We start from the raw sequence: 18,541 nt of genomic DNA, 5'->3' as shown, positions 1-18,541 counted from the left end.
GGTTTCCCTTGTCCCCATCCCGGCCTTCCACCGACGCGATCCAGTCGGCTCTGGCGACGGTCAACGATCCCGAGATCGGCCGTCCCATCACGGAGCTGGACATGGTCTCGGCGGTCCACGTCCTCGATGACGGCTCCGTCAGTGTCACGGTGCTGCTAACCGTGTCTGGCTGCCCGATGCGAGATGAGATCATCAGCCGCGTCAGTCGCGCGGTCGGCGCCGTCGAGGGGGTGCGCTCCGTCCAGGTCGACCTGCAGGTCATGTCGGACGAGCAGCGCAGCGCCCTGCACACGAAGCTACGCGGCGGTATCGCCCCCAAGGTCATCCCGTTCGCCCAGCCGGGCTCCATGACCCGGGTGTACGGCATCGCCAGCGGCAAGGGCGGCGTCGGCAAGTCCTCGATCACCGTCAACCTGGCGGCGGCGATGGCCCGTTCGGGGCTGTCCGTCGGTGTGCTCGACGCGGACATCTACGGCCACTCGGTGCCGCGGATGCTCGGCATCGACCGCCCGCCGACCCAGGTCGACAAAATGATCATGCCGCCGCAGGCGCATGGCGTGCGGGTCATCTCCACCGGCATGTTCACCCGCGGCAATGAGCCGGTGACCTGGCGTGGGCCGATGCTGCACCGGGCCCTCGAGCAGTTCCTGTCGGACGTCTTCTGGGGCGACCTGGACGTTCTGCTGCTCGACCTGCCGCCCGGCACCGGTGACATCGCCATCTCGCTGGCCCAGCTCGTCCCGTCCTCCGAGCTGCTCGTCGTCACGACACCGCAGCTCGCCGCCACCGAGGTGGCCGAGCGCGCCGGCACCATCGCCGTGCAGACCCGGCAGAACGTGGTCGGCGTCGTGGAGAACATGGCCTGGCTGCCCTGCCCGCACTGCGGGGAGCGGGTCGACGTGTTCGGCTCCGGCGGTGGCGCCGCGGTCGCCGAGCGACTCACCCGGGTCCTCGGCCACGACGTGCCGCTGCTCGCCCAGGTCCCGGTGGACGTCCGCCTGCGTGAGGGCGGCGACAACGGTGTGCCGCTGGTCATCGGCGAGCCCGACAGCGAGGCCAGCAAGGCACTGCGCGCGGTCGCGGATCGGCTCACCTTCCGCTCCCGTGGCCTCGCCGGCCGCAGCCTCAACCTCACGCCCGCCGGCCGCTGAGCGCAGCCAGCCCCCGTCCCTCCGGAAACAGCCGGTTCCAGCAGGCTGTTTCCGGGGGGACGATTCTCGTTGCGGGTCTTGTTTCGAGCCGGGGAGCACAGGCCACAGACCAGCCCGGGATGATCCAACCTCCGACCTCCGACCCAGCCCGGGTGTCAGCGTCAGCCGCCGTCCCAGATGGTCAGCCGCGGCCGGGGCCGGGCAGTGTCAGGTGGCGTCCGAGTCGAACGGGATGCTGGGGGTCGGCGGCGGGGTCGCGCCCGCGGAGACCTGGTGCGTGGGCACGCCCCGCGGCGCGGTGGCCTTCGCCCCCGTGCCCTTCGCCCCGGCGGCCTTTGACAGCAGCGGCGAGACGACCGCCGGCTGCGCGCCTACAGCGCCACCGGCGTCGGCACCGACCGGCGGCTGCGACGCGGCGGCGGGCGGCACGGCCGGCACCGGCGGGGCGGGGGTGACCGAGGCCGCGGGCAGGGATGGTGCGCGACCCAGCGGCGGCGACTTGGTCAGTGACGGGGTCGGAGTGTCCTCGGCCAGCAGCAGCGCGTCGAGCGAGGTGCGCTTGGTGAGATACGGCGGCAGCGGCTCGTCGTCGAACAGGTGCTTGCGGACGAACGTCTTGGGATGCAGATCCCGGATGTCGAGATCGTCGAACTCGGGGCCGAGTTCGGACCGCAGGTCGTTGCGCATCCCCGTGGCCGTCTGGCGCAACTGGCGCAACATGCGGCCGGCGTCCCGGGCGGCTTTGGGCAGCCGATCGGGGCCGAAGACGAACAGCCCGATCACCAGCAGGACGGCAACTTCACCCCAACCGACACCGTTGAACACCAGCCGAGCGTACCCCGCCCGATGTCACCGCGAGGTTCGACCAGGCAACGAGCGGGGGCCAGGAACTCAACCCGGTTGTTCCTGAAGTGTCAGCTGGGTGGTTCTGGTCGCACCGCCACGCACATAGGTGACCGAGATCCTGTCGCCGACCCGGTGCAGCCGCGCCGCGACGTTGAGATCGTTGGTCCCGCGGATGGCGCTCACATCCAGCTTGGTGATCACGTCGTTGGCGCGCAGACCAGCCCGCGCCGCCGGCCCATCCGGCGTCACGGCGATCACCCGCGCTCCGGGCACCCCGTCGGACGCCTGCGCCTCACCGTCGGTGATGGTCGCAGTGGCCGCGCCCACGTAGGGGTGCGTCGCACGCCCGGTCGAGATGATCTCCTGTGCCACCGAGCGGGCGAAGTCGATCGGAATGGCGAAGCCCACCCCGATGCTGCCGCTCTGCCCCTGGTCCTCGCGCCCGGGCACCGCGGCGATCGCGGCGTTGATCCCGACCACCTGGCCGAGCGAGTCGAGCAGCGGACCGCCGGAGTTACCCGGGTTGAGCGCGGCGTCCACCTGGATCGCCCCGATCAGCACGGTCGGGGCCGCACCGTCCGTCGCCGGCACCGGCGGGTTGCGGTCGAGCGCGCTGACCACACCGGTGGTCACGGTGCCCGACAGTCCGAGCGGTGCGCCGATCGCGACGACGGGTGCCCCGACCACGAGCGAACCCGACTGGCCCAGCGTGGCCGCCGGTAGCGGCGTGCTGGCCGGAACACGCAGCACCGCGAGATCGGTCTGCGGATCGCGTCCGACGACCTGGGCCTGGATACGGTTGAACTCCTGGTAGCGGGTGACCGTGATCGGCGACCCGGCCGCGATCGCCGGTGCGATCACATGATTGTTCGTCAGGATGTAACCGTCCGAGCTGAGGATCACGCCCGAGCCGGTGTCGCCGCCGTCCGCCGCGTCGCCGCCGACGTCGATGGTGACCACCGTCGGGAGCATCGCCGCCGCGATCGCGGCCACGCTGCGCCGATCGGTGACCGGTGCCGGGTTACCCACCCCGAGCGTCTTCACCGGCTCGACGTTGGGATCACCGGTGGTGATCACCACCAGCAGGCCGCTGACCACGCCGCCCACCAGCGCCGCCGCGACCAGGCAGGCCACCAGCACCCGCAGGCCCACCTGAACGGGCCGGCCACCGACCCGTTCGGCGAGCCCGCCGGCGCGCCCGGACGTCGCCCCGTCGTCGGCACCGTCGACGCGTGCCGACTCCGGGAGCCCGGCGTCACCTCGCGGGCCGTCGGAGGCAGCGGACGGTGCCGGATGCGCGGAACCGTCCGACCGCTGTCCCGCCGCCCCGGCGCCGGCACGCGACCGGACCGGCGCGGTGGGCCGTCCCGCCGAGTCGCCGCGGCGGGCCGCTGGCTCGAGCGTTGTCACCGACCCGGCCCGGCCGGCCTGCTCCGACAGCGGGGAATCCGACGGCCGGGAAACAGCCGGCAACGCCCGTCCCGACGCTGCTCCGGGCGAGCTTGACAGCCCGCCGCCGGTCGCCGGTGCGGTGCTCGTCACCGGCGGGCCAGCCGGACGCGTCGACCTCGCCACCGGCGCGGCGGGTGCCGCCCCTCCCGTCGTCGATGTAGCCGCCTGGGTGACGGCGGGCCGTTCCACCCGGCTCGCGCCCGTGCCCGCGTTTCTGCCACCGGTGGCGGTGGCTCTGCCGCCAAGATTGCCGGCGACGCCGATGGCCGCCCGAACCATGCCCGGAGCCACCCGATCCGCGCTGGCGCGCAGACTCCACACCCGGCCAGGACGGGAATGCCGCTCCCCGCCTGGCCGGTCACCCACCTGCCGCTCGCCGCCTGGCCGCTCACTGGTTGGCCGCTCACTGGTTGGCCGTTCGCTGCCTGGACGTTCGCTGGTTGGACGCTCGCCGCCTGGCCGTTCTCCGCCTGGCCGTCCGCCGGGATGACGGTTGCCGACATGGTGCTCACCGCTGTCAACGCCGGGCAGCGCGGCACCGCCCGTGACACGACCGGAGTGACGGCCATGACGCGCACCCGAGGCCGGGCGCGCCCGGTCCTCCCCCGGTGGCGGAACCGGCGGGCGAGCCGGCGGCCGAGGGCTGGCCTGCCGCCCCGTGGCCGGTTGCCCGGCGGGCAACGGCTCCGGGGCCGGGGCCGGGGCCGGGGCCGGCCGAGTCCGGGTCGGCAGCGGCGGGCCCGCCGTCTCGGTCGTGCCCCCTGGACGCGGTGGTGCCGCGGGCCGCTCAGCGGGCGCGAAGGAGGGGGGCGGACCCGCCGGCCCCGCGGAATCGGCACCGGCGACCGGCGCGGCCGCGGCGGCAGCAGCGGGCGGTGCGGACGCCGCGGGCGACGGGGTACGTGGGAGGTCGGGCGGTGGATTCTGCGGCATCCGCGCCGAGGTCGATGGAATGGTCGTCTCCGCGCGGACGCCCGGACCGCCGCGGCGACCGTCGGTGATCCGGTCGCCGAGCCGCCGCGGTTCGGCGGCGGGAGGTTCGGCGGCTAGGTGTTCGGCGGCTAGGTGTTCGGCGCCGAGGCGGGAGGCGTCGCCGGCTGGCGCCTTCTCGGAGATGTCCGTGCCGGGTTCGTCGCGGGTCGACTGATCCGCGACGGGCAGGTCGGACGCGGGCGGGCGGGCAGCGATCGGCGAGGACCGTTCGAGGCCCCGAGGTCTCATCGGGGCCTCGAACCTGTTCACACTCGCGATCGTCGCCTCGCTGGCGCTGCCTTCCACACGACCTCCCGGCTCGGCGCGTCACAGGGCACGGTGGAACACCGGCAACCAGTTCCGTCCTGGAAGGCCCACGCAACGACCCCGAGCGGGTAACACGGTAAAGCCTTACCGCGAGATAGAGGAGCCCCCTCCCGCAGAACTGGCCGAAAAAGACTTCTCCTGCCCCCGGGTAATCGCTCTCGGCGCCGGTGGGACAGCAGCGAATGCCTGATCGGCTGGGCATCCACGGCGGGGGAGTCCGGCGGCAGGCCCCCGGACTCCCCCATGCAGACGCCCCCGCCCCACCACCCAGGGCGCACTGTCAACCACCATTGTGACAACGACGACAACGACTGCGGCAACGGTTGCGAGGGAGAAAGCAACGACGCTCTCGACCGAACCGGACACGCCGGCGGAGATCGCCTTCGCGCACTTCATGTTTCCGGCGCGTGCAGTCGATGTGAACAAAAAAAGAACGTCGCCGGCACAATGATCAGCACTGCGCGACAGGGACCTGCCAACATCAACAACGATTACTGATCAGCGATCAGCGACGGAACGACACCCGCATCGGCGAGAACATCGGGATCAGCCGCAGGGAGCCGCCGGCGGCCGGCCCGGGCGCGACCACGCTCGACACGGTCGGTACCGCCACGGACCCACCAGGACGTGTGCTCCCGCCTGCGTCCCCGACCGCGGTACCGGTCATGGCGAGCACCAGCAGGGCCGCGGAACCCAGCAGGGTTCGCCGCACGGTGGATCGGCGTGGTCCGGTGGGACGCGCCAGCAGCGGCCGGCGGCGACGTTCGGCCGGGTTCGGCCGCCGAGGCCCAGAACGACCGGCGATGTCGGGCCGCGGCGCAGAGCCTCTCGACCGGCTGACCATCGGCGGCGGCAGGGGCCGGTGGGAGCCCCGGGCTCGCCCGGTGGGCCGGTCGCGACGGACCGCCGGGCGATGGGACGCGGCGACGCGCGCGACCCTGGTCGTCTCGGTGCCCGTCCCGACGCCCGACTGGCCTGCCGCGACCGGCCTGCTCGACGGCGGGTCGACGGGCACCGCGGGTGGAACCGCGCCGAGACCACGCAGCCGCGCCACGAAGGCATCCGACATGGCGGGGTCGCGCAGTGTCACCAGCTGCGCCTTCAGCGTGCGCATCCGGATGACCTCGCGCTGGCAGGGATCGCAGCCGGCGAGGTGGGCGAGCGCTCGGTCCCGGGCGTCGTGGTCAAGCTCGTGATCGATGAGTGGCGAGATACGGTCGCCGAGGTGCTCGGTCACGCGCGGCGCTCCGCCGGAGCACCACCCTTGCCACCGGCGGGGACGGCGGCACGCCGCCGCCCGATCCGCGCGCGACCATCATCACGGTCGCGCCGCGCGGCCGCATCCGCGCCGTACCGGTCGGTTTCCAGCCCGACGCCCGAGCGGGCGTCGTCAGCCCGAGTGACCGTGAACGTGGCGGCGTCCTCCGAAGAGGCGTCTCCCTGCGCCGTGGCGAGCAGAACACCCTCACCGGCCCGGGGGGCACGATCGGCGAGGGCCGCCCGCAGCATCGCCCGCCCGCGCGAGATCCGGCTGCGCACGGTGCCGAGCTTCACCCCGAGGGTCTGCGCGATCTCCTCGTAGGACAACTGCTCGATGTCGCAGAGCACGACGGCCGCCCGGAAGTCGGGTGGCAGCGCGGCGAGGGCCGCCTCGACATCCGCGTCGAGGTGCGCCTCGGCGTAGACGGCCTCCGGGCTCGCCTCACGACCGGCCAGACGCTCGGTGTCCTCCGGGAGGGCGTCGAAGCGGATCTTCTGCTGGCGACGCATCCGGTCCAGGAAGAGGTTCGTCGTGATGCGGTGCAGCCAGCCCTCGAAGGTGCCGGGGGTGTAGTCGGCCAGCGACCGGAACACGCGGACGAAGACGTCCTGCGTGAGGTCCTCCGCGTCGTGGGCGTTGCCGGTCAGGCGATAGGCCAGCCGGTAGACCCGGTTGCCATGCTCACGGACGACATCTTCCCAGGACGGGGGGACCCAGGCTTCTGCTGTGGCGGCGGCGGCGCCGGTGGCGTCACTGGCCGCCCCGGAGTCCTGCGCAGCCACGGCCGCCTCTCGGTCGGTTCGCGTCGAACGTACCCGACGGCCCGGCCATGGAGCGGCGAATCCCGCTGCGGACACCGTTGTATCTCCCCTCGGTGGTCGACCCACGATCCTCGACACGATGCGCGTCGATCAGATGAACGCGCATCTGTGCTCTCCCGTTCCCGTAGGCTGCGGATGTCATGCCCCAGACAGATATCGGCGCGCTGGGTTCGGCCGCCGCCTACGCCGAGGGCTTCCTGCTGGAAGACCCCATCCTTCGTGCTGCCCGCTCCCGTGCCGAGGAGGTCGGGATTGTTCCCGTCAGCCCGGGCGCCGGAGCGGTGCTGCGTTTCCTGGCCGCCGCGGCCGGTGCCCGCGCCGTCGTGGAGATCGGTACCGGTACCGGCGTGTCCGGTACCTGGCTGCTGCGCGGCATGCGTCCGGACGGAACACTGACCACGATCGACGTCGAGGCCGAGCATCTTCGGCTGGCCCGCCGCACCTACGCCGACGCCGGGATGGCACCGGGTCGCTCGCGACTGATCACCGGCCGCGCCCTCGATGTGCTGCCCCGGCTGACCGACGGCGCCTACGACCTCGTCTTCTGCGACGCCGACCGGCGCGAGGGCAGCGAGTACCTCACCCAGGCCCTGCGTCTGCTGCGCCCCGGTGGCGTCGTGGTGTTCGCCGGGGTACTGGCCGACGGTCAGGCCGCCGACCCCGCCGTGCGCACCGTCGACGCCATCGCCGTGCGCGAGCTCGCCACTGCCGTACGCGACGACATCCGGCTCACCCAGATGATGCTGACCACCGGCGGTGGCCTGCTCATCGCGGTGGTCGCGAAGTCCTCCCCGCTGAGCTAGCCGCCGCGCCGTCGGCGCCGCATCACAGGCCGGCCACCGGGCAATCCGCTGGCGCACGACGGCGACGCATCCGATCATCTAGGGAAGCGCCTAGTCCGGAGGAATGCCGGCACAAGCGCGTAGTGTGCCCGTCCAGCGGGACATTTCGACGCACTGGGGAGTGGATGGCACCGGCCGCGCGGGAAGACCGGCGCTACGAGGATTTCGGCGGGTACGCCGGCCATGGCGCCAGCACCGCGGCCCACACCTATACCCACCACCAGAGTGCTCCTCGCTCACGTGACGGCCGTCACTCCCAGACCGCTGACGGACCCTCCGATCACGACCGTTTCGATGATCGATACGGCCATGACCAGCTGCCCGACAGCTACCCGGAGGAGTATCCCCCCGCCTACCCCGCCGAACCCCGTCCGCGCGGTGAGCCCGCTCGCAGTGGCGCGCCCCGCCCGTCCTGGGGCGGCGCCGACGGCGACGCGCGGCCCGGCCAGGAACCACGGCCCGGCCGTGATCAGCGGTCCGCTCCGGACCGCTGGGACGGCTCCGCGGGCGCCCACCGGGACGACTACGACCGTCCGCACCATCCCGACCGTGCGGACCGGGTGCCCGCGAACGGAGCCGGCGCCACCCGCGGGCGTGCCCGTCCCGGCGGCGACTGGTCGCCCGCCGCGGACGCGGCGAGCCACCCCGGCACCCACCGCCCCACCGACCGCCGCCCCACCGAGCGCCACCGCGGCTACGCCGACGACCACCGGTACGACGACCGGTACGACGACACCGGCCAGTACGGCCAGTACGGCCAGTACCTCGAGGACGACCACCTCGACGACCGGTACCCCGATGCCTCGCGCCACGACGACTACTCGGACGATCACGACGCACCGACCGGCCCGCAGCCGTCGTGGCGGCCCGGCGGATCGGCCCATCCGAGCGGCGCCGCCCCCTACCGCCCTCGTGCACCACTGACCGCGACCGGTGGCACCCCCGCCACCGGCAGCCGCGGCGCCACTGGCGGCAGGGGCACCGGCGGTCGCGGCACCGCCGGCAGCAGGGGCGCCGTCGGTGGGCACGACACTCTTGGCGGGCATGGCGCACACGGCACCCCGGGTGCGCGTGCGGGCGCGGCTGGTCCGGCGGCCGATGACCGGGAAAGCCTCCTGCCGTATGTCGTGATCGTGCTGGTCGTGGCGCTGGTCGCCGGCACCGCCGGGTACGTGTTGAACCGGCTGGTCGGACCGTCCCACCGCCAGCACTCCGGGGCGCCGGCCGATCCGGGTGTACTCCCCGCGGACACCCCGACCACGGCCGTGAGCGCTCCCGCCGCGGGCGTGGGCAGCCCGACCTCAGCCACGGGCGGTGCGGCCGCTGGTGAGGCCGCCACCGGGCTGACGGCCGAGCAGGTCGCGCTCAGGCTGCGGACGGCGGGGCTGCCACTGCGTACCACCGCCATCTACACGGCCGTCACCGATCCCGATCACCTGCTGGGCACGACCGGCGGCTACACCAGCCGGGTGGCCTTCCGCGATCCGCGGGTCGGCTCGAACGAGGTCCAGGGCGCCCCCGCGGGCGCGATCGAGCGCGGTGGGGCGATCGAGGTCTTCTCGGACGCGGCCGCCGCCGAGCGACGCGCCCGAGCGCTGCTCACCGTCACCGCTGAGCATGATCTGGTGACCGAACATGTGTATCGGCGGGCGGACATCGTCCTGCGGGTGTCCCTGGCGCTGACCGACACACAGGCCAAGGGCTACGAGACGACCCTGGCACGGCTGCCCGTCGGCTGATCCGGGTAACCGGGCGACCGACCGCCCGGTTACCCGGCCGACGGCGCGGGAGAGGATGGCAGCATGGACATTCGCGCGTTCTACCGGGCGGACCCCCGGCGGCAGTCCTCGGTGGAGGTCCCGTTCGGCGACGGCTGGACGGACCATGAGGACAGCCACAGCACCTACCGGCTGAGCTGGGTCGCGGACACCGGCGAGATCTACGCCGTGCGCGAGCCCCATCCCGGCGGCATCCTCGCGCGTTACCTCGACCAGCTCGACGTCGACCAGGCGGACGTCAGCGCCCTACGAGTGGAGATCCTCGCGGTCGCCGACCGGGACACGATCGAGGCCGGCCTGGCCGGCTGGCCAGCCGTGATGTCCGAGCACGACAGCCTGCGCTGGGTCCGCACCCAGCTCGCCGCCCTGCCCGCCGCACCGTAGGCGGGCGGGAGCGCCGGCTCAGCCGGCCGGCGCGGGCTCGACCAGGGATGAGGTGAGCCAGGCGAGCAGGGTACGGACTCCCCAGCCGGTGCCGCCGCGGCTGATCTCGCCGTCGTCGGCATCGGCGCGGGCGGCGCCGGCGATGTCCAGATGGGCCCAGGGGACGCCGCCGACGAACTCACGCAGGAAGAGCGCGGCGACGATCGATCCGGCGCCCACGTCGAGGGCCCGGCCCATGTTCGTCAGATCCGCCACCGTCGAGTCGAGCGCGGGCCGGTACTCGTCGGTCAGCGGCAGGCGCCACACCTGCTCACCGACGGTGTCCGCGGCGGCGGACAGGGCGGCCGCGAGCGCGTCGTCGGAGCTGAACAGCCCGGCGGTGCGCCGACCGAGCGCCACGGAGATCGCGCCGGTGAGCGTCGCCAGATCGACCAGGACGTCCGCGCCGAGTTCACCGGCCGCGTAGGCGAGCCCGTCCGCGATCACCAGCCGGCCCTCGGCGTCGGTGTTGAGCACCTCGACAGTCGTCCCGCCCCAGCAGGAGATGACGTCACCGGGACGCATCGCCTGCGCGCCGATCATGTTCTCGGCCAGGCAGAGCAGACCGGTGACCCGGCCCTGGACGCCGAGGGCTGGCAGCGCGGTCATCGCGCCGAGAACCGCCGCGGCCCCGGCCATGTCGGTCTTCATCGGGATCATCGAGACGGCCGGTTTGAGTGAGAGCCCACCGGAGTCGAAGGTGATGCCCTTGCCGACGAGGACCCGATGCCCCGGTGTCACGCTGTCGGCGCCCGGCGAACCGCCGGCGGCCACCCCGGCTGGACCGTCGTACTCGATGCGGACGAGATACGGCGGGCGCGGCGAGCCCCGCCCCACCGCGCTGAGGCCACCGAAGCCCTGCTCGGCGAGTTCCGCCGGCCCGAGCACGTGCGCGGTGAGACCCGCGGCGACGGCGATCCGCACGGCCCGCTCGGCCAGCCATTGGGGCGATTTCACCAGACTCGGCGTGTTCACCAGATCCCGGGCGATCCACACCGATGTCGCCACCGCCCGCGCGGCCCGCAGCGCCTCCTGGGCTTCGGGGTCGTCCGTGAGGCCGGCGCTGAGCACGACGACCTCACGCAGTCCCCCACCGCCGGCGGCCCCCGCGCCGTTCGTCTCCCCCGCGCCGTTCGGTGACCCGGAGCCCAGCACCGCGCCCGCGTCCGTCTCGGCCGCGGGCGGGTCGTCCACAGCCGCGGGCGGGTCGGCGCGGGCGGCGGCCCGGTCGAGAAGGCCGGCGACGCGATAGGCGCCGAGCGCCACCCCTTCGGCGAGCGAGCGCAGCCCGTCGGAGGTCAGTTCGGAGCCCGCGACCAGGGCGAGGCGAGCCACGGAGCCCGACCGGCGGGCCAGTGCGGCGCCCACCGCGCGCCAGTCCGCCGCACGACCCGCACCCACACCCACGACGAGCAGGCGCCGCGGCCGGGCGGTGCCCTCGGCCGACTCCCCGGGCGGGACGGTCAGCGGCACGACCAGGACCGACCCCGCGTCCGCGCGCAGCGACTCGGACTCGATCAGCGCGTCCAGCCGAATCCCGAGATCGCCCACGGCCTGTCCGATGGCATCATCGAAGCGCGGCCCGTCCGCCCCAGCGGCCAGAACGACGGCGACAGCGCCAACAACGCCATCACCGGCGTCATCGCCACCCGTGGCACCGGCGGCACCGACCGGTCCGGAGCGCAGCACGATGGTGGGAAGCGGCGCGGTGAACTCGCCGACCGGCGAGGCCGACGGCCCTGCCTCCGGCGCCGCCGACTTCGACGTGACCGGCGCCGACCCGATCATCCGACGTGCCCGGCCATCTGACGTGCCCCCTCATGCGGCGTGCCCGTCGTGCGGCGTGCCGTCATGCGACGTGCCCCGTCATGCGATGTGCCCCGTCATGCGACGGACCCTCCCTGACACCGGACTCCCCTCGCCACCGCGTGACGCGGCGTCGTGCGCTAGCTGATCACGGTCTTGAGCGCTTCCCCCAACGCACCTGCCTCATCGGCGGTGAGTTCCACAACGAGCCGACCGCCCCCCTCCAGTGGGACACGCATCACGATGCCGCGCCCCTCCTTGGTCACCTCGAGCGGACCGTCACCCGTCCGCGGCTTCATGGCCGCCATCGGTGCACCTCTTCCTGCCGTCGGACCTGCGTCTGACGTCGATTATCCCGTAGACCCGACCGCAAACCGAAACACGTCTCCCCGCGCAATCACAACGGTCACCGGTGTCGACCGCAGAAGGTGGGCATCCGGTGTCGAGCACCGAGCGACCAACCACGATCACAACACCCATATCAACATTTTGCTATCGCTCGACTCCAGAGGGAGACGGATCGTCCTGTGTCTCCTCCACGACACCAGCCGGACCGTGGGCGGTACGGGTGCCGCGGGTGCCAAGGGCGCCCAAGGGGGCGGCGGGGTTGGGAGAGGAACCCGCATCGGGGGTACCCGTGATGCCGTCATCGCCGAGGGCGTCGTCGGCGCTCGGAGCATCGACGATCGGAGCATCGACGATCGGAGCGTGGACGCCCGGGGGGTGGACGTCCGGGGTGTCGACCCGCGCGGCGGCCGACCGTGGCGCGTCCCGGGTCGCGCCGATCCTGGCGAACGACGCGAGGCGGACGAGCTCGTCGTCACGGCGGGCGATCTCGTCATCGCGCCAGGCCAGCTCCTCGGCCAGGCGCAGCAGGACGGCATCCACCTCGGCCATGTGGTAGCCACGCAACGCCACCGCGAACCGGGTGTGCGCGACATCGGCGGCCGTGACGGCACCACCCGCGGGCAACCCGACCGAGGAACTGTCGGGCGCGGCGGGATCCATCCGGTCGAATCGCCCGACGGCCAGAGCGGCCACGGTGAACACGACCGCGATGACAATGACGATCTCGACGGCGAGCACCACGCTGTCGATCGTGCCACGACGCCCGTCGGCCAGCCGCGTCCACCCCACCTGATCTGCCCGATCTGGCAGGCTGGCCGGATGGATGGCGAAGTGGTTCGGGGCCAGCGGCCGTTGCGGCTGGGGCGGCGGGTGTTCGCACCGGCCGAGCTTGTCGTCATGGCGATCGTGAACCGAACGCCCGACTCCTTCTTCGATCGCGGGGCGACCTACGGCGAGGCCGAGGCACTCGCCGCCGTCGACCGGGCCGTCGCCGACGGCGCGGGGATCATCGATGTCGGCGGGGTGAAGGCCGCCCCCGGCGAGGAGGTGGACGCCGCCGAGGAGCTGCGTCGGATCGGCGGCTTCGTCGCGGCGATCCGGGCCCGACACGCCGACGTGGTGATCAGCGTCGACACCTGGCGGGCCGAGGTCGGCCGCGTGGTCGCCGGCGAGGGCGCCGACCTGCTCAACGACGCGTGGGGTGGGGTCGACCCGGACCTCGCCGCGGTCGCCGCCGCCCAGGACATCGGCCTCGTGTGCACCCACGCCGGACATCTGCCGCCACGGACCCGCCCGCACCGGATGACCTATGACGACGTGGTCGCCGACATCGTCACGACCACGGTGGGACTCGCCGAACGTGCGGTGGCCCTGGGGGTCCGCCCCGATGCGATCCTCGTGGACCCCGGTCACGACTTCGGCAAGAACAGCCGCCATTCCCTCGAGGCGACCCGCCGCCTGCCCGAGATGACCGCCACCGGCTGGCCGGTCCTCGTCGCCATGTCGAACAAGGACTTCGTCGGCGAGACCCTCGACACCGGCGTCGACGGACGACTCGAGGGCACCCTCGCCGCCACCGCGGTCAGCGCCTGGCTCGGCGCCCGGGTCTTTCGCGCCCACCAGGTCGCGGCGACGGTGCGCGCCCTGCGGATGGTCTCGACGATCCGCGGCGACACCGACCTCGCCGTCGCCCGTCGCGGCGTCGTCTGACCAGCCACCCGGCCGAACCAGCCGGTCATCCCGCCCGGCCGGTCGTGTCCGTTCTACTCGCCTTCGACGATCTCGGCGGCGGTGGGCGACGGCGGGGCGACGGCCGTCGTACTCCCGCTCGCGCCGGCTTCCAGCAGGTCGAGCGCCTCGTCGACGTCGCCGGCCCAGTGCACCGTGTCACGCGCGGCCGGACGGACGAAGCCACCGGCGACCAACGAGTCGACGAGAACGCGCAGGGGCGCGAGGACACCCGTCGGGTCGAGCACGACGACCGGCTTGGCATGCAGGCCCAGCACCCGCGCCACCCAGATCTCCAGGAGTTCCTCCAGCGTGCCGAGGCCGCCGGGCAGCGCGAGGAAGCCGTCGGCGCGGTCGTCCATCAGGCCCTTGCGTTCGCGCATCGTCGCGGTGACGATCAGCTCGTCGGAGTCGGTGTCGGTGACCTCCATCGCGTCCAGCACCGTGGGAATGATGCCGATCGTGCGCGCCCCGCCGGCGCGGGCGGCTCGCGCCACCGCCCCCATGCACGACACCGATCCCCCACCGGAGACCAGTGTGTGACCGCGCCGCGCGATCCGCGTTCCCACCTCGGCCGCGAGCTCCACATGGACCGGGTCGATCCGTGTCGACGACGCGCAGTACACGCACACGTTCACGGCCGTCCGCGCTCCCCTGGCTCCGCCGCCGGTTCCACCGGCGGTTCCGTGGCTGGTTCCGCCGCTGGCTCCGTGGCTGGTGCGGTGGCTGATGCGGTGGCGGCGCCGTGGCCCGCCCCGGAGGTGCCGGCCACGACGATCCGCACCGCCTCGTCCACATCGTCGGTCACCGCCATCATGTGCAGGTCCGCCTCCTTGATCAGCCCCGCGGCGAGCACCGTCGAACGCAGCCAGTCGAGCAGGCCCGACCAGTAGGCGGAGCCGAGCAGGACCACCGGGAACCTGGTGACCTTGCCGGTCTGGACAAGAGTGAGGGCCTCGAACAGCTCGTCGAGGGTGCCAAGCCCGCCCGGCAGGATGACGAACGCCTCCGCGTACTTGACGAACATCGTCTTACGGACGAAGAAGTAGCGGAAGCTGACGCCGAGGTCCACCCAGTCGTTGAGCCGCTGCTCGTAGGGCAGTTCGATGCCGAGCCCCACCGAGAGCCCACCGGCCTCCTGCGCGCCGCGGTTCGCCGCCTCCATCACCCCCGGGCCACCGCCGGTGATGACGGCGAAGCCGGCCCGGGCGAGAGCCGACCCGAGCCGCTGGCCGACCTCGTAGACCGGATCGTCCGGGCGGATGCGCGCCGACCCGAAGACCGTCACCGCCCGCGGCAGTTCGGCCAGCAGCCCGAACCCCTCGACGAACTCGCTCTGGATGCGCAGCACCCGCCACGGATCGGCGTGTACGAATCCGGACGGGCTGCGGGTGTCGAGCAGCCGCTGGTCAGTGGTCGACCGTTCGACCTGACCCCGCCGCGCCACCACCGCCCCCCGGATCTGCTCCGGCGGCGGATACCGCCGCTCCCGCCCTCCCGGAAACTCCGCGCCGGCGGTCGGACTCTCAGACCCTGTCACCCCGGCACCATAGGCCAACCAGAGGTGGGAACGCGGCGGCGGGTGGGCCCGTCCGGGCCGGCGGTCAGTGGGCGCAGACGCGGGCGAGCGTGAGGCCGTCGGCGAAGGGCAGCATCACCGTCTGGAGCCGGTGGTCCGCCGCCAGCCGGGCGTTGAACCGCCGCATGGCCGCCGGCTCCGCCCCCCGCGCTCGACCGCGGGCCGCCTTCCCGTGGAGCAGGACGTTGTCGACGACCAGCAGACCGTCCAGCCGCATTCGTGGCAGCAGCAGATCGAGATACTCCTGATAGGAGACCTTGTCCGCGTCGATGAAAGCGAAATCAAAGGTCGGCTCCGCCGGAAGTGCGGAAATCGTCTCGGCCGCGGGACCAAGCCGCAGCTCGATCCGGTGACCCACACCCGCGCGCGCCCAGTACTTCTCGGCGATCGAGGTCCACCGCTCACTGATGTCGAGACACAACAACTGGCCGCTGTCGGACAGGCCACGTGCGATGCACAGCGACGAGTATCCCGTGAAGGTGCCGACCTCGATCGCCCGCGTCGGACGCGCGCTGGCGACCAGCGTGGTCAGCAGGGTGCCCTGGGCATGCGGCACGAGCATGCCCGCCGCCGGGCCGAGGGCCTCGGTCTCGCGAGCCAGCTCGACGAGCACGGAATCCGGCGCCGAGGACGACTGGATCGAGTACTTCCGGACCCGCCGCGCGACGAACCTGGACTTGTTCCGCATCACCCGGATGGTGAGCGCCCGGATGTACAACCGCCGCAGCCAGGAATTCACATCAGTCACCGAAACCGCCTCCACCCGCTCAGGATTAATCCGGCGAGCGCCACGGTATGCGGCTGGCAACGGTGTTCGCCCACGCTCAACAGGCAGGAAGACGTCAGGAACCTGTAAAGATCATGGCGGGTTTCGAGACGTCCGGGACGGGTGTACCCGCGGCCTGTTCCCGCCCGGCTGCCAGCTCCACCACCGCCAGCAGCCCGCCGGAGGCGCTCCGTGCCAGGCGCACCCGTCCACCATCGGCCGCGACCAGGGTGGCCACGATGGTCAGGCCGAGCCCGGACCCACCCCGATCCGCGCGCCGGACCTCGGCGGACGCGGGATCTCGGGCCACACCTGCGGTGCGGTAGCGGATGAGGGCGTGTTCCCGCTCGCTCGCCGACATGCCCGGCCCGTCATCGGCCACGGTGACGCGCACCGTGGCGGGCTGGACCGACCGGCCACCGACCACCACCGATCCACCTCGTGGGCTGGCGGCAAGCGCGTTGCAGACCAGGTTGTCGAGGATCTGCTCGAGATGGCCGGGGGCCGCCAACGCCAGCAGACCCGCGCCGACGTCCGGCGCCTGCGGCGGGTGCAGGTCGCAGCTGAGTTCGACCCCGGCGTCGGCCGCCGCCGGCAGCCACGCGACCACGCGGTCCTCGATCACGGACGCGACGTCCACCAGCTCGAGCGCGGCCGGGGCATGCTCGGCCCGCGCGACGGCGAGCAGGCCATCCACCAGCCGGGCCAGCCGGGCCACCTCGGTGAGGACACCGTTCACCTCGCCGGCCACGGGTCCGTCCACGTCCTGCGCCAGCAGTTCCAGCCGCAGGCGCATGGCGGCCAGCGGTGTGCGTAGCTGATGGGAGACGTCTCCCAGCAAGGTGCGCTGCCCGTGGACGAGCGACTCGATCCGCGCCGCCATCTCGTCGAAGGCCCCGGCGAGGGCCCGCACCTCACTCGGGCCCCGCACCGTCCGCGCCCGGGTCGCCAGCCGACCCTGGCCCAGCGCCTGCACCGCCTGCTCCACCCGGCGCAGGGGACGCGCCACCCAGCGGGTCAGGGCCAACGCGGCGACCAGCGCACCGAGCGCGACGACACCTCCACCGATGGCGATCATCGCCCAACGCGAACGGGTCTCGGCCCGCAGCGGTGCGTCCGACCGTCCGACGACCACGACGCCAAGCACCCCGGCGGCGCCGCGCACCGGCGCCGCGGCGACGAACCGGCCGCCGGAGACCGAGATGGGGTAGCGCAGCCGCTGCTCGTCCCGGACGACCTCGCGCAGCTCCAGCACCGACACCTCGGTCGGTCGCCCGCTGCCGGCGACCAGCCGCCCGGTCCGGTCGTAGAGCTCCACCGTGTCCGGCGCGCCGGTGCGGCCCCCGGTGGTGTCCCGCATCGGATGCGGAAGCAGGGCCGTGGACAACGACCCGGCGCCGGGATCGGGCGCGGGTGTCCGCCGGAGCGCTCCCTCCACCTGGCCCGCGTACACGTCGGTGTCGGCCATGATGCGCAGGCAGAAGATCCGCCGGTCGTGGGCGGCGATCCGAAATCCCAGCGGGATGCACAGTCCGATCAGGGTCACCATGGTCAGTGCCAGGAACGCGGCGAAGATGCGCCGGCTCACCGGTGGCCGCCGGTGGGCGCGGTCGTGGGGTCGACCAGGCGGAACCCGACGCCGTACACGGTCTCGATGTACCGCCCGGGGCCGAGCTTGCGCCGCAACGCCCCGACATGGACGTCGAGGGCCCGCGAGGAGCCGAACCACTCGCCCCACACCGCGGCGAGGATCTCCTCCCGACGCAGCGCCCGACCGGGATCGTGGGCGAGGCACGCCAGCAGGTCGAACTCCTTGGCCGTCAGCGCGACCGGACGTCCGTTCAGATGAACCTGCCGGCTGCGCAGGTCCACCGCGATCGGGCCGTGGCGCAGGATCTCGTTCCCGCTGGCCGCGGCCGCCGTGGCCCGGACCGCCCGACGACGCACCGCCCGTATCCGCGCCAGCAGTTCGGCCAGCCCGAACGGCTTGACCAGATAGTCGTCGGCACCGAGGTCGAGGGCGCGGACACGGTCCGCCTCCTCCGCGCGGGCCGTGATGACGATGACCGGGCTGTCGGTCAGACCGCGCATGCGCCGGCAGACGTCGTTACCGTCCAGATCCGGCAGGCCGAGATCCAGCAACACGAGATCGGGCGGGTCCGTCGACGCCGCCTGTTCGAGGGCGGACGCGCCATCAGCCACGAGGATCGCGGTGTAACCGGCACGACGCAGACTTCTTGTCAGCAGACGCCCCAGGGACACGTCGTCCTCGACCACCAGAACGCGCGCCGCCGCCGACCGCACCATGGGGCAACGTTATGTGTTCGACCCCGGCTGACCCGGGACATCCCGAATTTCTGGCAGCAATTCTGGCAGCAATATCGATCGGCAAACATCTTTGCCCTTGTATGTCCCTTTTCGCCTCTTTCACTTTTCCCACC

At 72.8% G+C, this 18,541-nt stretch carries 17 protein-coding genes; 5 read left to right on the top strand and 12 right to left on the bottom strand.

The window, feature by feature from the left end; translation table 11 throughout:
- The first annotated feature begins 8 nt into the window (after positions 1 to 8).
- Positions 9 to 1,151, top strand: a complete 1,143-nt coding sequence (locus tag MXD59_RS08030) for an Mrp/NBP35 family ATP-binding protein (protein ID WP_248824132.1) — start codon at positions 9 to 11, stop codon at positions 1,149 to 1,151.
- Positions 1,152 to 1,358: 207 nt separating this feature from the next.
- Here the strand turns inward: MXD59_RS08030 and tatB are convergent, their stop codons facing one another.
- The 4 genes from tatB to sigE form a co-directional block, all read right to left on the bottom strand.
- Positions 1,359 to 1,976: a Sec-independent protein translocase protein TatB gene (gene tatB / locus MXD59_RS08025; RefSeq protein WP_248824131.1), complete on the bottom strand. Its 618-nt coding sequence runs from the start codon at positions 1,974 to 1,976 to the stop codon at positions 1,359 to 1,361.
- Positions 1,977 to 2,042: 66 nt separating this feature from the next.
- Complete coding sequence (locus tag MXD59_RS26910) at positions 2,043 to 4,691, bottom strand: trypsin-like peptidase domain-containing protein (RefSeq protein ID WP_248824130.1); 2,649 nt, start codon at positions 4,689 to 4,691, stop codon at positions 2,043 to 2,045.
- A gap of 562 nt (positions 4,692 to 5,253) precedes the next feature.
- Positions 5,254 to 5,985, bottom strand: a complete 732-nt coding sequence (locus MXD59_RS08015) for an anti-sigma factor family protein (RefSeq protein WP_248824129.1) — start codon at positions 5,983 to 5,985, stop codon at positions 5,254 to 5,256.
- Positions 5,982 to 6,791 carry an RNA polymerase sigma factor SigE gene (gene sigE, locus MXD59_RS08010; RefSeq protein ID WP_248824128.1) on the bottom strand — a complete coding sequence of 270 codons (810 nt, stop codon included), beginning with the start codon at positions 6,789 to 6,791 and terminating at the stop codon, positions 5,982 to 5,984. Before sigE ends, MXD59_RS08015 begins: the two co-directional genes overlap by 4 nt.
- Before the next feature lie 179 nt (positions 6,792 to 6,970).
- Here sigE and MXD59_RS08005 point away from each other — a divergent pair, with 179 nt between their 5' ends.
- From MXD59_RS08005 to MXD59_RS07995, 3 genes are all read left to right on the top strand, one after another.
- Positions 6,971 to 7,633: an O-methyltransferase gene (locus tag MXD59_RS08005; protein WP_163549221.1), complete on the top strand. Its 663-nt coding sequence runs from the start codon at positions 6,971 to 6,973 to the stop codon at positions 7,631 to 7,633.
- Positions 7,634 to 7,797: 164 nt separating this feature from the next.
- Positions 7,798 to 9,411, top strand: a complete 1,614-nt coding sequence (locus MXD59_RS08000; RefSeq protein WP_248824127.1) for a chromosomal replication initiator protein DnaA — start codon at positions 7,798 to 7,800, stop codon at positions 9,409 to 9,411.
- A gap of 63 nt (positions 9,412 to 9,474) precedes the next feature.
- Entirely contained in the window at positions 9,475 to 9,834 is a 360-nt protein-coding gene (locus MXD59_RS07995) for a hypothetical protein (protein ID WP_248824126.1), read from the top strand.
- A gap of 18 nt (positions 9,835 to 9,852) precedes the next feature.
- Here MXD59_RS07995 and MXD59_RS07990 read toward each other — a convergent pair whose 3' ends face one another.
- The 3 genes from MXD59_RS07990 to MXD59_RS07980 all read right to left on the bottom strand — a co-directional run bounded on the left by MXD59_RS07990 (position 9,853) and on the right by MXD59_RS07980 (position 12,816).
- Positions 9,853 to 11,661, bottom strand: coding sequence for a leucyl aminopeptidase family protein (locus tag MXD59_RS07990; protein ID WP_248824125.1), 1,809 nt, complete (start codon positions 11,659 to 11,661; stop codon positions 9,853 to 9,855).
- 158 nt (positions 11,662 to 11,819) lie between these two features.
- Entirely contained in the window at positions 11,820 to 11,987 is a 168-nt protein-coding gene (locus tag MXD59_RS07985; RefSeq protein ID WP_248815795.1) for a DUF3117 domain-containing protein, read from the bottom strand.
- Between the two features lie 184 nt (positions 11,988 to 12,171).
- Positions 12,172 to 12,816 carry a DivIVA domain-containing protein gene (locus MXD59_RS07980; RefSeq protein ID WP_248824124.1) on the bottom strand — a complete coding sequence of 215 codons (645 nt, stop codon included), beginning with the start codon at positions 12,814 to 12,816 and terminating at the stop codon, positions 12,172 to 12,174.
- Between the two features lie 30 nt (positions 12,817 to 12,846).
- Here MXD59_RS07980 and folP point away from each other — a divergent pair, with 30 nt between their 5' ends.
- Positions 12,847 to 13,737 (top strand): dihydropteroate synthase, encoded by an 891-nt coding sequence (folP, locus tag MXD59_RS07975; protein WP_248824123.1) that lies wholly within the window; start codon positions 12,847 to 12,849, stop codon positions 13,735 to 13,737.
- A 53-nt stretch (positions 13,738 to 13,790) separates the two neighbouring features.
- Here the strand turns inward: folP and MXD59_RS07970 are convergent, their stop codons facing one another.
- The 5 genes from MXD59_RS07970 to MXD59_RS07950 form a co-directional block, all read right to left on the bottom strand.
- Positions 13,791 to 14,393 (bottom strand): LOG family protein, encoded by a 603-nt coding sequence (locus tag MXD59_RS07970; protein ID WP_248815798.1) that lies wholly within the window; start codon positions 14,391 to 14,393, stop codon positions 13,791 to 13,793.
- Complete coding sequence (locus MXD59_RS07965; RefSeq protein WP_248824122.1) at positions 14,390 to 15,295, bottom strand: LOG family protein; 906 nt, start codon at positions 15,293 to 15,295, stop codon at positions 14,390 to 14,392. Before MXD59_RS07965 ends, MXD59_RS07970 begins: the two co-directional genes overlap by 4 nt.
- 64 nt (positions 15,296 to 15,359) lie before the next feature.
- A complete protein-coding gene (locus tag MXD59_RS07960; protein WP_248824121.1) occupies positions 15,360 to 16,082 on the bottom strand; it encodes an O-methyltransferase in 723 nt (240 codons plus the stop codon).
- 94 nt (positions 16,083 to 16,176) lie between these two features.
- Positions 16,177 to 17,688 (bottom strand): sensor histidine kinase, encoded by a 1,512-nt coding sequence (locus MXD59_RS07955; RefSeq protein WP_248824120.1) that lies wholly within the window; start codon positions 17,686 to 17,688, stop codon positions 16,177 to 16,179.
- Positions 17,685 to 18,407 (bottom strand): response regulator transcription factor, encoded by a 723-nt coding sequence (locus MXD59_RS07950; RefSeq protein ID WP_248824119.1) that lies wholly within the window; start codon positions 18,405 to 18,407, stop codon positions 17,685 to 17,687. Before MXD59_RS07950 ends, MXD59_RS07955 begins: the two co-directional genes overlap by 4 nt.
- Between the last annotated feature and the right edge of the window lie 134 nt (positions 18,408 to 18,541).

It is taken from the genome of Frankia umida (assembly GCF_023242945.1).
Taxonomy (GTDB): domain Bacteria; phylum Actinomycetota; class Actinomycetes; order Frankiales; family Frankiaceae; genus Frankia; species Frankia umida.
The sequence above is the reverse complement of the archived record's forward strand: the minus strand, read 5'-3'. Positions and strand labels throughout refer to the sequence as shown.

What these genes read in the sequence shown, in the direction of transcription:
- MXD59_RS07950 (WP_248824119.1), bottom strand. Translation starts at nt 18,407, where the DNA reads ATGGTGCGGTCGGCGGCGGCGCGCGTTCTGGTGGTCGAGGACGACGTG.
- MXD59_RS07995 (WP_248824126.1), top strand. Translation starts at nt 9,475, where the DNA reads ATGGACATTCGCGCGTTCTACCGGGCGGACCCCCGGCGGCAGTCCTCG.
- MXD59_RS07990 (WP_248824125.1), bottom strand. Translation starts at nt 11,661, where the DNA reads ATGATCGGGTCGGCGCCGGTCACGTCGAAGTCGGCGGCGCCGGAGGCA.
- MXD59_RS08000 (WP_248824127.1), top strand. Translation starts at nt 7,798, where the DNA reads ATGGCACCGGCCGCGCGGGAAGACCGGCGCTACGAGGATTTCGGCGGG.
- folP (WP_248824123.1), top strand. Translation starts at nt 12,847, where the DNA reads ATGGATGGCGAAGTGGTTCGGGGCCAGCGGCCGTTGCGGCTGGGGCGG.
- MXD59_RS07985 (WP_248815795.1), bottom strand. Translation starts at nt 11,987, where the DNA reads ATGGCGGCCATGAAGCCGCGGACGGGTGACGGTCCGCTCGAGGTGACC.
- MXD59_RS08005 (WP_163549221.1), top strand. Translation starts at nt 6,971, where the DNA reads ATGCCCCAGACAGATATCGGCGCGCTGGGTTCGGCCGCCGCCTACGCC.